At 61.2% G+C, this 13482-nt stretch carries 13 protein-coding genes; 10 read left to right on the top strand and 3 right to left on the bottom strand.

What is annotated here, in order from left to right; genetic code table 11:
- Positions 1-3: 3 nt before the first annotated feature.
- Positions 4-786 (bottom strand): IclR family transcriptional regulator, encoded by a 783-nt coding sequence (locus tag JF539_RS01670; RefSeq protein WP_207138563.1) that lies wholly within the window; start codon positions 784-786, stop codon positions 4-6.
- A 144-nt stretch (positions 787-930) separates the two neighbouring features.
- Between JF539_RS01670 and JF539_RS01665 the strand changes: the two genes are divergently transcribed.
- The 5 genes from JF539_RS01665 to JF539_RS01645 all read left to right on the top strand — a co-directional run bounded on the left by JF539_RS01665 (position 931) and on the right by JF539_RS01645 (position 6581).
- Positions 931-2490, top strand: coding sequence for an acyl-CoA synthetase (locus JF539_RS01665; protein WP_207138560.1), 1560 nt, complete (start codon positions 931-933; stop codon positions 2488-2490).
- A 40-nt stretch (positions 2491-2530) separates the two neighbouring features.
- Positions 2531-3670 (top strand): FAS1-like dehydratase domain-containing protein, encoded by a 1140-nt coding sequence (locus tag JF539_RS01660; protein WP_207138558.1) that lies wholly within the window; start codon positions 2531-2533, stop codon positions 3668-3670.
- A 28-nt stretch (positions 3671-3698) separates the two neighbouring features.
- Positions 3699-4193, top strand: a complete 495-nt coding sequence (locus tag JF539_RS01655; protein WP_207138556.1) for a TRAP transporter small permease — start codon at positions 3699-3701, stop codon at positions 4191-4193.
- Between the two features lie 27 nt (positions 4194-4220).
- Complete coding sequence (gene dctP, locus JF539_RS01650) at positions 4221-5228, top strand: TRAP transporter substrate-binding protein DctP (protein ID WP_209016953.1); 1008 nt, start codon at positions 4221-4223, stop codon at positions 5226-5228.
- A gap of 69 nt (positions 5229-5297) precedes the next feature.
- Positions 5298-6581, top strand: coding sequence for a TRAP transporter large permease (locus JF539_RS01645; protein ID WP_207138545.1), 1284 nt, complete (start codon positions 5298-5300; stop codon positions 6579-6581).
- 167 nt (positions 6582-6748) lie between these two features.
- On the opposite strand, the gene JF539_RS01640 is transcribed toward JF539_RS01645, so the two are convergent.
- Positions 6749-7108 (bottom strand): DUF4870 family protein, encoded by a 360-nt coding sequence (locus tag JF539_RS01640; RefSeq protein ID WP_207138543.1) that lies wholly within the window; start codon positions 7106-7108, stop codon positions 6749-6751.
- A gap of 261 nt (positions 7109-7369) precedes the next feature.
- Between JF539_RS01640 and JF539_RS01635 the strand changes: the two genes are divergently transcribed.
- The 3 genes from JF539_RS01635 (at position 7370) to JF539_RS01625 (ending at position 9802) form a co-directional block, all read left to right on the top strand.
- Positions 7370-8314, top strand: coding sequence for a LysR family transcriptional regulator (locus JF539_RS01635; protein ID WP_207138541.1), 945 nt, complete (start codon positions 7370-7372; stop codon positions 8312-8314).
- 163 nt (positions 8315-8477) lie between these two features.
- Positions 8478-8873 (top strand): c-type cytochrome, encoded by a 396-nt coding sequence (locus tag JF539_RS01630; RefSeq protein WP_207138538.1) that lies wholly within the window; start codon positions 8478-8480, stop codon positions 8871-8873.
- A gap of 149 nt (positions 8874-9022) precedes the next feature.
- Positions 9023-9802, top strand: coding sequence for an inositol monophosphatase family protein (locus JF539_RS01625; RefSeq protein WP_207138536.1), 780 nt, complete (start codon positions 9023-9025; stop codon positions 9800-9802).
- Positions 9803-9878: 76 nt separating this feature from the next.
- Here JF539_RS01625 and JF539_RS01620 read toward each other — a convergent pair whose 3' ends face one another.
- Entirely contained in the window at positions 9879-11177 is a 1299-nt protein-coding gene (locus tag JF539_RS01620; protein WP_207138533.1) for a DUF3422 family protein, read from the bottom strand.
- 180 nt (positions 11178-11357) lie between these two features.
- Between JF539_RS01620 and JF539_RS01615 the strand changes: the two genes are divergently transcribed.
- Together JF539_RS01615 and JF539_RS01610 are read left to right on the top strand one after the other, a co-directional pair.
- Positions 11358-12158 (top strand): FadR/GntR family transcriptional regulator, encoded by an 801-nt coding sequence (locus JF539_RS01615; RefSeq protein WP_207138531.1) that lies wholly within the window; start codon positions 11358-11360, stop codon positions 12156-12158.
- On the top strand, positions 12155-13291 hold the full coding sequence (locus JF539_RS01610) for an alpha-hydroxy acid oxidase (RefSeq protein WP_207138530.1): 1137 nt from the start codon (positions 12155-12157) through the stop codon (positions 13289-13291). Before JF539_RS01615 ends, JF539_RS01610 begins: the two co-directional genes overlap by 4 nt.
- Positions 13292-13482: the final 191 nt, after the last annotated feature.

The following is a 13482-nucleotide window of genomic DNA, read 5'->3' as shown; positions in this document are numbered from 1 at the left end:
GTGTCATCCTTCCATTGTCATCTGTGTGCTGGACATCTGATCGCGCAGCGCCAGCATGGCGTCAGCGACCCGGTCTGCCCCGGTGGTCTGAATGCGTTCGGAAATACCGATGGCGACGAGGCTGCGGGCCATGCGGCCGCCCGCGTCGAAGAGGGGGACGGCTATGACCGTCACACCCGAAATGTAAGTGCCGGCATCCACCGCATAGCCCTTGTCCCTGGCTTGTGAAACCTCGGTCAGCCAGTCCTCGTAAGCAGGCGGATGATCCCAGCTCAGATCTTCGAAATCCTTGCGCAACTGTTCGTCTTTCTCGCGATTGAAGGCGGCGAAGCAGCGGCCGGTCGCGCTGATGAGCGCGGGAAACCGGCTGCCCAGATCCACCTGTAGCCGGAAGGGAATGCTGGACTGCGACATGGCTATGACGACCATGTGCCCGGGCTGGGTGAGCTGCGTGGCGATCCCCGTGACCCCGAAGTCCTCCGACAACCGGTCGAGCCGCGGCTGAACGAGGGTCGCGAAGGTGTTGCGCTGCAGAGCGGAACGCGCCAGCGGCAGGATCCCAAGGCCGATGGAATAGCGTTTGGTTTCGGGATCGAAAGCGACAAGCCCCTCGTCCTGAAGCGCTCTGAGAATATGCAGGCAAGTACTCGGAATCAGATCGAGCGAACGCGCCAGAGGGTTGACCCCCACGGGCTCCTCCTCGCGTGCCAACTGACGAAGGATCGCCACGGCCCGGGTGACCGCGGGCACCTGTCGCTTGCGAATGGTCTTTTGTTCTTCCTGCATTTTTTGTTCCTGACAACTTGATTTTGTTGTCTATATACAATAAAGAAATCATATTGACAATACTGATCCGCTTCCCCTAGCCTTGTCAACAAGGTTGGGACGCTTAGCCGTTCCGGAAAAAATGTTCGGGGAGGAAACAGGCCCATGACGCGGCTGACCGACTACACGTCGTATGCGGATGCGCAGAAGCACTACACGAAGGAAGCCCTTTGGGAGCTGTTCGACGGCACGCGCGAAAGCTTCAACATCGCGCATGAATGCATCGACCGGCATGTGGACGGCGACAACGTCGCCCTGCGCATCGCCCATGCCGACGGCCGGGACGAAATCGTCACCTTCGCGGACCTCAGCCATCTGTCTTCCCGCTTCGCCCACTACCTGAGAAACCGGGGTGTGCAAAAAGGCGACCGTGTCGCCGTCATGCTGGAACCGTCACTTGCCTATTACGCGGCGCTTTTCGGCACGATGAAGTCGGGTGCCGTCGCCGTGCCGATGTTCACGCTTTTCGGTCCGGAAGGCATTCGGCTGCGTGCGGAAGACTGCAAGCCGAAGCTGATGTTCACCAATCGGGAGAAATCCAAGGACTGCCTCGAAGCGGGCAACCTTAACGTGGTCGTCGCGGACAGCGACTTTCTCAGCTCGATCTGTGAACTTCCCAAAACCTTCGAGTGGCGGACAGCAGGAAGCGATCTCGCCGTGCTGCAATACACCTCCGGAACCACCCGCCTGCTGCCGGCCGCCGTCGAACACACCCACCGCTCCATCGTTACCTTGATGGTCGCCGCGCTTTACGCGACCGGCATCCGTCCCGGTGACCGGTTCTTCTGCCCGTCCTCGCCGGCCTGGGGGCACGGTCTCTGGCACGGCACGCTGGCGCCGCTTTCGCTTGGGGTCTCGACCGGAACGTTTTCTGGAAAGTTCGACCCGGTGCGCCTTCTGAAAGCCCTTCAGGACTTCAAGATCACCAATCTCACCGCCGCCGCGACCCACTACCGGATGATGCGCAATTCCGGCGAGGCGGAGAACTTCACCTATGCCTTCGAAAAGCTGACCTTCACCGGCGAGCCAATCGACAGCGAGACCGCAAGCTTCTGTGAAAAGGTGTTCGGCACCAAGGTCCGATCCATGTACGGCACCACCGAGATCGGCGTCATCATTTCCAACTATCCGGGCGCCGACGACCTGGAAGTGCGGGACGGCGCCATGGGGAAGGCCGTTCCCGGCGTGGAAGTCGAGGTGCAGGGCCCGGACGGCAATCCGGTCAAGCCCGGCGAAACCGGCGAGTTGATGGTCAAGAAGGGCGGCCAATGGTTCCCGACCAAGGATCTCGGCCGGGTCGACGAGGATGGCTACTTCTATCACGGCGGCCGGGCCGACGACGTCATTATCTCCGCGGGCTGGACGATCGGCGCCGTCGAGATCGAGGACGCCATTCTGAAACACCCGAAGGTCGCCGAAGCCGCCGCCATCGGCGTGCCAGATCCGGTCCGCGGCCAGGTGGTCAAGGCCTTCATCGTTCTGAAGGCCGGAGAAGCCGGGGACCTCGTCCACGAAATTCAGGATCTCGTCCGCAACAATCTCAGCCGGCACGAATACCCGCGCCAGGTCGAGTTCGTGAAATCCCTGCCGAAGACACCGGCGGGAAAAGTCAACCGCAAGGTTCTCAGAGACGCGGAAGCCAAGGAAACGGCAGGCGCCGCCTGACCGTTCCCCGGCGAAAGCACATTACTTAATGGAGGAAGGCATGAACGAAATTGCACACAAGCAATTTCCGAAGATTACGGAAGAAGGTCTCGATGACCTGCGCGCACGTATCGGAGTCAAGATCGAGAACACCGTCGAGCCCTGGTGCTACGAAGCGACTCGCGACAACATCCGCCACTATGCGCACGGTATCGGTGACGACAACCCGCTCTGGTGCGACCCGGACTACGCCAGAACCACGAAATATGGCGACGTGATCGCCTTGCCCAGTTTCCTATTCGCGACCAGCCGCATCATATCCGGCTACGTCGGCGGGCTGCCGGGGGTTCACGCCATGTGGTCCGGCGCCGACTGGACCTGGCACAAGCCGATCCTGCGGGACACGGTCATCCGCACGGAAGCCTGGCTGAAAGACCTGATCCCGCACCAGACCCGGTTTGCCGGCCGCGCGATCCAGCAGATCTATCACGTCAAGTTTTTCGACGAGAAAAACGGCGACCTGCTGGCGGAAGCCGACAGCTGGTGTTTCCGGACCGACCGCGACGCCGCGCGGGAAAACGGCACCAAATATACGGAGGTCCGCAACCGCGAGCCGCGTGTCTACACCCAGGAGGAACTCGACAGCTTCTCCAAGTACTACGCGCAGGAAAAGATCCGCGGCGCAGACAGGCTTTACTGGGACGACGTCTCCGAAGGCGAAGCCCTGCCGACCATGGTCAAGGGGCCGATGACCGTGACCGGCTTCATTGCCTATGCACAAGGATGGGGCGGCCTCTATATCCGGGCCAACAAGCTTGCCTGGCAACTCCAGCAGAAGCACCCGGGCGCCGGCATCAAGAATCGTTTCGGCATTCCGGACTGCCCGGAACGCGTCCACTGGGAAGAAGACTTCGCCCTGATGGTCGGCGCGCCGGGTGCCTATGACTATGGGCCGGAACGCACGTCGTGGCTGCAGCACCAGATCACCAACTGGATGGGCGACGACGGTTTCCTGCGCAAGGCGAAATGCCAGGTCCGCCGGCACAATCCGGAGGGCGACATCATTCTCATCAACGGTGACGTCACCCGGAAATTCGTCGAAGACGGCAAGCATCTCGTCGAGATTTCGCAGCGCGCCGAACAACAGGACGGCGAACTGTCGGCAATGGGTTCGGCGATCGTGGAATTGCCTGCTCGCTGACCGGGTTTCAAGCGTCTGGGAGGAAAGCTTGAACACTTTCGGAAAGTACCTGACCCGGGTTGAGGACATCCTGCATTACGCAGGATGCCTTTCCCTGCTGACGGTGGCGGTGCTGTTGAACGCCGACATTCTCATGCGGCTGTTCTTCGGCATCCCCATACAGATCCAGTTCGAGATGACAGAGCTTTATCTGATGCCCGCGCTGGCCTGTCTGTCCCTGTCACGGGTCTTCCGGGATGGCGGACATCTGGCGCTCGACGTCATACCGGGCGGATTGTCCGGACCTCACTGGCATTTGCTCCGGATTTTCCGGCTGTTGCTGGCGGCGGGGTTTTTCGCGGCGGTCACATACATGTCCGGGCAATTCGCCTTTGAAGCCTTCGCGCAGGGAGAAGTCGAGTTCGGCGCGGTCGACTGGCCTCTCGGCTGGGCTTATCTCACCGTCCCCTTGGGCTGCGGCATTCTCATGGTGCGGCTCCTCTACGAAGCAACGGAAGAAGGTGTGTCAAACACCTCGTCATGACAAACCATTCATACGGGAGGAAATATGATGAAATTCTCGAAAGCAGCAGCATCCCTGCTTGCCGGCGCTCTGGCCCTTGGAACGGTTGGCGCTTCCGCCGAAACGCTGCGTCTCGGCGACTTTCAGTCAACGACGCATATCGTATCGATCGAAGGCACGACCCGCTGGATGAAGGCCGTGGAGGAGGCGACCGGCGGGGAGATCGAATTCGAGCACTATCCTTCCGCCCAGGCGGCGAAGGCGGCAGCGCAACTCGATGCCGTGAAGGCCGGCATTCTGGATGCCGCCCTCATCGGCACGCCCTATCACAGCAAGGATCTGCCGCTGAACTCGGTGGTCGCCCTCCCCGGGTATTACAGCTCGGCGGTTCACGGCACCAAGGCGCTTCAAGAGATGCTGGCAAAAGGCCCCTTGCGCGATGAACTGCTTGCGGCGGAAGTCGTGCCGATATTCGGTTTCGTTCTGCCGCCCTACCAGGTTCTTGCCAAGAAACATCTGGGAGGGCCGGGCGACTGGACCGGCCTCGATATCCGCACCAGCGGTTCGACCCAGGCCATGACCGCAAGGAGCCTCGGCGCCGTCGGCGTGAGCATTCCCGGTCCGGAGGTCTATACGGCCGTGGAGCGCTCACGCCTTGACGGCATCCTGTTCCCGCTCGCCTCCGTGCCGGGTTACAATCTGCAGGAAGTCGTCAGCCACATCTCGAAGAACGGCTCGTTCGGCGGGTACAGCTTCGTGATGGTCGTCCAGAAAGATCGCTTCGACGGGCTTCCGGAAACTGTGAAGACCGCGATGCTGGACGCCGGCAAGGACATCGCCCTTCATGTTGCCGAAGCACAGGACGCCTCCATCGAGAAACTGGTGGACGAGTGGACCGAACAGGAACTCGAGGTCTACGATTTCACACCCGAGGAACTGGCGGAACTGAATGCATCCATGGCCGAAGTCTCGGCTGACTGGGTCCAGCGCGTCGGCGGCGGCAGTGAAACCGCCAAGGCCGTCCTTGAAGACTATCGCAAACTGACGAGCGAATAACGTCGGAGCGTTACCACGAACCTGGCGGCCGGTTCCGGCCGCCTTTTTTCCCTTCAAGGTCTGTTGCGGATGCTGTCCTTTTTCATTCTTCTCGTCGTCCTGGCCGTTCTGATGATCATCCGGTTGCCCATCGCCTTTGCGATGGGGATTGCCGGAGCCACCGGTCTGGCCATGCAAATCGGCACCCGGCCGGCCCTTTCGGTACTGGAACGCACGTTTTTCGATACGGCGTCTTCCTTCGTCCTTGTGGCGATCCCTCTCTTCATCCTGATGGCGGAAGTGCTGACCTCCGGAGATGTCACACGCCGTGCCATCGTCGCCTGTCAGTCCTGGATCGGCCATGTGAAGGGAGGCCTCGCCATGGCAACGGTCGGCGCGTCCGTTCTTCTGGCCGCCCTGGTGGGGAGCAGCACCGCGTCGACGGCCGCGATGGCAACCTCCGCCTTTCCGGAAATGCGCCGTCACCGCTACAACGACCGCCTGTCTTCGGCCGTCGTCAGCGTCGGCGGAACGCTGGCCGTGGTCGTGCCGCCGAGCATTGTTCTGGTCGTCTATGGCGTTTTGACGGAGACCTCCATCGGCAAGCTGTTCATCGCCGGTGTCATTCCAGGCATTCTGACGGCGCTCAGTCTGGCGTTCGTCATAAAGGTCATCGCCCACAAGACCGATTATGCCCCGGAAGGCGAGCCCTTCGAACTGGGCAAAGCCGTGAGCACCAGCATTTATGTCGTGCCGATGATCCTGCTGATCGTCGCGGTTATCGGCGCCATATATCTCGGTCTGGCATCGCCGTCGGAGGCGGCCGCTCTGGGTGTTCTCGGCTCGATCATCGTATGCGTTTTCCAGCGGACCTTCCGGCCGAAGGCTTTCGGCGGCGCGCTGAGCAACGCCGTCAAGGCCACCGTGATGATCGTTGCGATCGTCGCCTGCTCGGCCATTTTCGCCAACTACCTGACCTTCACACGGGTGACCCAGACCATCCTGGAGGCCGTCACCACTTCAGAGATGCCGCGCTATGCAATTCTCATGATCATGGTCTTCGTGCTGCTGGTGATGGGCATGTTCATGGACCAGCTCGCGATCCTGTCGCTTTCCATGCCGCTGGCGTTTCCGGCGGCGATGGCGCTCGACTTCGACCCGGTCTGGTTCGGCATCATCGTTACCAAGACCGTGGAAATCGGCCTCCTGACGCCTCCGCTCGGATTGAACGCCTATGTTGCCTCGGCACAGACCCGGGTTCCCCTGGCCACGATCTTCAGAGGGCTGATCCCCTTCATCGTCATGGAGGTCGCGGTCCTGGCCCTGCTGATCGCCTTTCCGGAAATCACCCTGTGGCTGCCGAACCTGATGTAATGCCAACCGCAACTGAGAGAACACCGCCGGACTGGGCGCTGTTCTTGGCGGTTGGACATGATGCCCGAAGACATCGCTTCCGGTTGATCCGGGAAGGATGAAGTCACGGAAAGAAAAAGCCCGCGACGCGGATGCGTGCGGGCTTGATATCGATCCTTCCCCCGGGATCAGAACATCCAGGTCTGCGGGTTCGGCACGGCTTCTTCCTTGCCGGCCAGTTGCAGCCCCTTGATGCACCGGATGATCATCCAGATCAGAACCGCGATCAGCACGAAGATACCGATGAAGACAAACATCAGGATGAAGCCGATCAGACTGAACAGAATGCCGATCCAGAAGGTCCTTATCTGGAAGGTGTAGTGGGAATCGACCCAGGCCGCGCCCTTGCCTCGGTTCAGATAGGCAAAAACGACGCCGACAATGCCTGTGATGCCAACGACGATACTTACAAGATAAAGAATATAGACGAGCGTAACGTTCTTGCCGCCCGGTTCGAGATAACCTGCAACATCGGACTGTTCGTTCATGATCGTGCCCCAATTGAAAGAAACCGCGGAATCAATACACCGACCACACTACACACCGTTGACCGTACGACAAGGATTGAGACCCCTCCCGGGGGCGAATTGCTCGTTCCGGCGTTTCGAGAGTGAGGCCGATGGCGGCTGAACCATGGGGCTCAGTCTTATTCCGGGGTGGCAATTCAATGCCTTTCCCTTAGTCTGGAAAGTGTAACGTCTGCGGAAAACCTTCGGCAAACGATCAATCGCGTTTCTGAGAGATTGAAAATGAGCAATCTGACCGACATGGAGATCTTCGCACGGGTGGTGAGCGCCGGCAGCATGTCGGCCGCCGGCCGCGAGATGAGCCTGTCGCCCGCAGTCGTCTCCAAGCGCATCCGCCGTCTGGAGGAGAAGCTCGGCACCCGTCTCCTGCAACGGACCACCCGGCAGATTGCGATGACCGAAGCCGGACAGGGATTTTACGAACGCGTTGTCGCCATTCTTGCCTCCGTGGAGGAGGCCGAGTCCTTTGTGTCGCGGGGATCGGCGAAGGCGCGGGGAAATCTCCGTGTCGCCGTGCCGACCTCTTTCGGACGGCTGCACATTGCACCGCATATGGCCAGGTTCCTGACTGAAAACCCAGACCTCTCGGTCAATCTGGATCTCTCGGACGATTTCGTCGATATCGTCGGCGACGGCTACGACCTCGCGATCCGGATCGCGGAGCTGTCCGATTCCAGCCTGGTGGCGCGGCGCCTGGCGCCGGTACACCGAATCCTCTGCGCCAGCACGGATTATCTGGAAAAACACGGCGCACCGAACAATATCGAAGACCTGATGGAAAACCATGTCACGCTCGCGGCGACCAACCAGGACCCCTGGCGTCTGGCGGGGCCCGACGGCATCGTGACGGTGCGCACGCAGGCTCCGGTCAAGACCAACTCCAACGAGGTGGTCCGCGAATGCCTGCTTGCCGGCGTCGGCATCGCCCTGCGCTCCACCTGGGACATCGGTCCCGAACTGCGCGAGGGCAGGTTGCATATCCTGTTGCCCGAATACCGGGCGTCCAAGGATGTCGGCCTCTACGCGGTCTATCCGAGTCGCCAGTTCCTTCCGGCCAAAGTCAGAGTGTTCATCGATTTCCTGGCGCAGCTTTACGGGTCCTCGCCTTATTGGGACGCGGGATTGGAGAAGTGGCTTCGGATCCCGAGCAACGCACGCGCGGTTTGAAGCTCCCGGTGCCGGCAAGACCGTCCGCGATCATTGCCGCATCGGCCGGCAACCGGACAGGGCCTGCTCCAACCAGATGCGACCGTCCGTCACTTGCATAAGAAGCTGATATCCTGTTCTCTATCGTCCGGGTTTTTATTCACCCAATTTGAGGGAGAAAATGATGCAGCGACTGCTGATGATCGCCGGAACCGCACTTCTGGCCCTGACCGTTCAGGCGAGCGCCGAGGGCGACGTCGCCAAGGGCGAGAAAGTCTTCAAGAAATGCAAGGCATGCCATGCCGTCGGCCCCAAGGCGAAAAACAAGGTCGGACCGCAACTGAACGGCGTCGTCGACCGAAGCTGGGGCGAGGTCGAAGGTTACAAATATTCCAAAGCGCTCATTGAACTGGGCGACGGCAAGGTCTGGGATGTCGAGACCCTCGACGCCTACCTGACAAAGCCCAAGGACGTCATCCCGAAAGGCAAGATGGCCTTTGCCGGCCTGAAGAAGGAACAGGACCGGGCCGATGTCATCGCCTATCTCGCCCAGTTCAAGGAAGACGGTTCCAGCGAATAGGGCTTGTCGCGCTTACAAGCCCGGCATGGCCGGATTCACCCGGCTTCTGACCGCTTGCAAACCCCTGGCATTCGTCAGGGGTTTGTTGATTCATGCAGCCTTCGAATCATGATCGTGATGCAGTTGCCAGCCCTTCACGTGAGCCCCTGATGTCTATTGAACTCGACGAAATCCTGGCGGCGGCCGTCAGCCTCGCCGAAGCTGGCTCGAACCTGGCGCGCCGAGCCTGGCAAAGCGATCTGGCAGTCACCTACAAACCTGACGGGTCTTCCCTGACGGACGCCGATCTGTCCATCGAAACCCTGTGGCGGGAGCGGATACAGGCGCTTTTCCCGTCCCATGGGCTCCTCGGCGAGGAATATGGCTCCGACATCGGCAAAAGTGCCTTCACCTGGGTTCTCGACCCGATCGACGGCACGCGCCAGTTCGGGACAGGTCTGCTCAACTTCGCGTCCCTCATAAGCGTATGCCGGGACGGGACCCCGGTTCTGGGCATTATCGATCTTCCGTTGACGGGAACTCGATATGTCGCTGCGGAAGGAAAAGGCACACGGTTCGGCGGGCGCCTGGTCCGAAGCAGCGGACGGCAAGATATCGATGAGGCCATCGTCAGCCTGGCCAACCCCGACAGCTTCGTCGGCCGATGCGCCAGGGGATACGACCGGCTCCGGACGAGCGGCCGGCTGAGAGTGTTCGATGGCGGGGCTCCGGCTTACGGCGCGCTGTCGCGTGGCCTGATAGACATATGCCTCAACGCGGACGACCTGGACGCCTATGACATATGCGCCCTGTGCCCGGTCGTGCAGGAAGCGGGTGGCATTATTTCCGGCTGGGAGGGTCAATCTCTGACGCTTGCCTCGAGCGGAGCCATCGTCGCGTGTGCGTCACCGGAGCTTCACACCGCTGTCCTGGGCAAGCTGAGCGCATAGGATCGAAAACGGCGGCAGAGACGTCTTCGCAGACCTGCCCGGCACGTCAGGGATTAGGGTTTCCTGTCTCTCTTCTTCAATGCTCACCGTGCTGTTTGCGGATACGGCGCACGGTCCACCAGATCGCCAGCACAACGACCGGGACCGCGACCCCGGTCATCACGTTCGAATCGGGGACCGGGAGCCCCGCATGCTTGGCGGCCTTCGAGAGATAGGAAATCAGGCCGACCACATAGTAGCTCACCGCCGCGACCGACAGTCCTTCCACGGTCTGCTGCAGCCTGAGCTGGAGATGCGCCCGGCGGTTCATGGATTCCAACAGGCTGCGGTTCTGCTGTTCCAGCTCCACATCCACCCGCGTTCGCAGCAGCGTGGTCGCCCGGGCGAGTTTTCTCGACAACATTGCCTGACGTTCCTCGATCGCCTGACAGGTGCGCATGGCGGGCGCGAGGCGCCGGGACAGAAATCCGGTCAGGGACAATTCCCCGGGCGCGGCCTCTTCCTGCAACACGCCGATCCGCGATTTCACGATTTCATGATAGGCCCGACTCGCGCCGAAGCGGAACGTACTTGCCGTCGCCCCGGCCTCCAGCGCCGCGGCGAGCACCGACAGTTGATGCAGCAGATCCTGGTTCGCGCCCAGAGCCGCCGTGTCCTTCATCTTACCGGTGAGCTCGGCCAACTCGATTTCGTAGCGGCGGATGTCCGGCTGAAGCGCCGAGGCCTCGAACAGGCCAAGCATGGCAAGCGTGCGATAGGTCTCGATTTCCAGAAGGCGCTGCACAACGGCGCCCGACTGTGTCTCGCTCAAGGTCCGGTTGAAGACCAGAAACCGGGTGAGACCATCGCCATCCTGCCTGAAGTCCGTCGCCACCATCGCTTCGCCGTCCGCCACGTTGGAGACCGTCAGGCTGCTTGGGTCGAAGTGGTTGCGCCAGTCCTCTCCTTCGACCGGGGCCTTGAGCTCCAGACGCGCCGCCACCAGAAGATCGCCCGGCGCCCGGAAGGCCGCCCCGAACGGATGGCTCGCGGGAACCGGCCCGAACACCTTGTCCGGCGGCGCGGCGCCGTCCCAGGTATAGGTGGTGAACTCCGCGTGCTGCTCCCAACTCAGTGTTCCGCCGCCAAAGGCCAGCGTGTGGTGGCGTGTGCCCCTGGCCGGGCCATTGTTGCCGTGGGAAATGCAGAACTCGGAAAACCAGGCCTGATCGGCGGACGCCTCCTCTGCATTGGTCAGGAAGGCATAGTGCAAGACAATTCGGGGACTGCTCAGCGGCCGGAACGGCCGGGCATGCATTTCGCCCAGCACCCGCTCGCGCAGCGGCGACGACCTGAAGGCCGGAAGTGCCGACCCGTTTTCAGATCTTCGATCCACGCGGCCGCTCCTGTGTTTCCTCTCTTTTCAAGTTTCCTACATCGATCTTAAGGAAAAGGGAACGCCAATCGCCGCTTGCGTTTTGCCGCATGGGGTCTGGTCATCGTCAAATTGGATAAAAAAATTGACCAATGCTGTTTTCAAAACTACGGTGCGCCGGTCAAACAGGATCCGCCACAATTGTTCCAGCCCGTTGAGCATCAGAACACGGCCAGCACCGTGATCGAGCAAATCGAGGACCTGATCCTCAAGGGCGTTCTGACCTCCGGCGACCGACTGCCGTCCGAACGCGATCTGGCCGAGCAACTCAAGGTCTCGCGGCCAGTCCTGCGGGATGCGCTGAAGACCCTGGAGGAGCGTCAGCTGATCGAGGCCCGCCGTGGTGGCGGAACCTTTGTCTGCGACCTGATCGGCCCGGTCTTTTCCGAAGCGGTCATCGACCTGATCGCACGTCACCCCAAGGCGATCGACGATTACTTCGAGTTCCGGCGCGGGATCGAGGCTCAGGCGGCGGAACAGGCCGCGCGGCGAGCCGCCCCTTCCGACGTCGCCCGGCTCGACGCCATCGTCGAGCGAATGCAGGTCGCCCACGAGACCGTAAACCTTTCCGCGGAAAGCCGGCTGGATGTGGACTTTCACAATGCGGTCGGCGAAGCGGCGCACAATGTGGTGCTTCTGCACACCCTGCGGTCTTGCTACCGGCTGTTGGAAAACGGTGTCTTTTACAATCGCGGGCAGCTTTACGGCCATCCGACCGCCCGTGTCGAGCTTCTGCGGCAGCACAAGGCCATCGCCGATGCCATTCGCGATGGCGACCCCGCAAGGGCCAGAAGCGTATCGCAAGACCACATCGACTATGTGCGCGGCGCTCTCGCCGAGGCCGAGGACATGCAGCAGCGGGAACAGCTGGCGGGTCTCAGGCGCACAAAATCTCTCAAACAACCGTCTCGAGGCCGAGACACCCGGAGGACTACTCAATGACCGTTGTGACTGATGTTGCGGACATGCAGGCGCTGGCCAGGCGCCGGGTGCCGAAAATGTTTTACGACTATGCCGACACGGGCTCCTGGACCCAGAGCACCTACCGGGAAAACGAGGCGGCCCTGCAGCGCCAGAAACTGCGCCAGCGGGTTGCCTGCAACATCGACAACCGGTCTCTCAAAACGACGATGATCGGAGAGGACGTCTCCATGCCGGTCGCACTCGCCCCTGTCGGCATCACCGGCATGCAGCATGCGGATGGAGAAATTCTCGCCGCCCAGGCCGCCGAGGCGTTCGGCGTTCCGTTCACCCTCTCCACCATGAGCGTCTGTTCCATCGAGGATGTTGCCGCCCACACCAGCAAACCCTACTGGTTTCAGCTCTATGTGATGCGCGACCGGGGTTTTTCGGAAAGCCTGATGCGCCGGGCGAAGGACGCCGGCTGCTCCGCTCTCGTGCTCACCCTGGACCTCCAGGTGCTCGGCCAGCGCCACCAGGACATCAAGAACGGCCTCAGCACGCCCCCGAAACCAAAACCCAACGTGCTCGTCGACCTTCTCTTCAAGCCGCGCTGGTGCTGGAACATGATGAAGACCAAGCGGCACCAGTTCGGCAACATTCACGGCCACGTTTCCGGTGTTGACGACATGAGTTCGCTCTCTGAATGGACCGCGAGCCAGTTCGACCCGACGCTCGACTGGTCGTCCGTCGAATGGGTCAAGAAACATTGGGACCGCAAGTTGATCCTGAAGGGCATCAACGATGTCGAGGACGCGAAGCTTGCCGTGGAGACCGGCGCGGACGCCATCGTCGTCTCCAACCACGGCGGCCGCCAGCTCGACGGGGCGCTGGCATCCTATGAAGTGCTCGGCGATATCGTCGACGCGGTCGGCGACAAGATCGAAGTCCATTTCGACAGCGGCATCCGTTCCGGACAGGACATCTTCAAGGCCGTCGCCATGGGGGCTCACAGCACCTTCATCGGCCGCGCCTTCGTCTACGGCCTCGGCGCCATGGGCAAGCCCGGCGTGACCCGGGTTCTGGAAATCCTTCAGAAGGAACTGGACGTCACCATGGGATTGTGCGGCGAAACCGACATCACGAAGGTCGGGCGTCACAATCTGGTGCTGTGACGCCGGCCCACCGGAGCGGCCTTGCCCTTACGGTGAACATTCTCGCTTTGTCACTGCCGGATTTGGTCCACTGCCGTCCGGTCAAGCCAACGCAGGTTGATCAACGGCGCATTTCGTCGATTCACTTGTTGTCCCGGTTTGGCGTCAGCCAGGACCGGGACCCAGTAATCAATTGACAGTGCAGATTTCCC

Source organism: Roseibium aggregatum (assembly GCF_017309185.1).
Lineage (GTDB): Bacteria > Pseudomonadota > Alphaproteobacteria > Rhizobiales > Stappiaceae > Roseibium > Roseibium aggregatum_B.
This window is presented reverse-complemented; position numbering and strand designations above follow the sequence as displayed.

Coding starts and splice junctions, on each gene's coding strand:
- JF539_RS01625 (WP_207138536.1), top strand. CDS start 9,023: ATGTCTATTGAACTCGACGAAATCCTGGCGGCGGCCGTCAGCCTCGCC.
- JF539_RS01630 (WP_207138538.1), top strand. CDS start 8,478: ATGCAGCGACTGCTGATGATCGCCGGAACCGCACTTCTGGCCCTGACC.
- JF539_RS01670 (WP_207138563.1), bottom strand. CDS start 786: ATGCAGGAAGAACAAAAGACCATTCGCAAGCGACAGGTGCCCGCGGTC.
- dctP (WP_209016953.1), top strand. CDS start 4,221: ATGAAATTCTCGAAAGCAGCAGCATCCCTGCTTGCCGGCGCTCTGGCC.
- JF539_RS01635 (WP_207138541.1), top strand. CDS start 7,370: ATGAGCAATCTGACCGACATGGAGATCTTCGCACGGGTGGTGAGCGCC.
- JF539_RS01610 (WP_207138530.1), top strand. CDS start 12,155: ATGACCGTTGTGACTGATGTTGCGGACATGCAGGCGCTGGCCAGGCGC.
- JF539_RS01665 (WP_207138560.1), top strand. CDS start 931: ATGACGCGGCTGACCGACTACACGTCGTATGCGGATGCGCAGAAGCAC.
- JF539_RS01645 (WP_207138545.1), top strand. CDS start 5,298: ATGCTGTCCTTTTTCATTCTTCTCGTCGTCCTGGCCGTTCTGATGATC.
- JF539_RS01640 (WP_207138543.1), bottom strand. CDS start 7,108: ATGAACGAACAGTCCGATGTTGCAGGTTATCTCGAACCGGGCGGCAAG.
- JF539_RS01660 (WP_207138558.1), top strand. CDS start 2,531: ATGAACGAAATTGCACACAAGCAATTTCCGAAGATTACGGAAGAAGGT.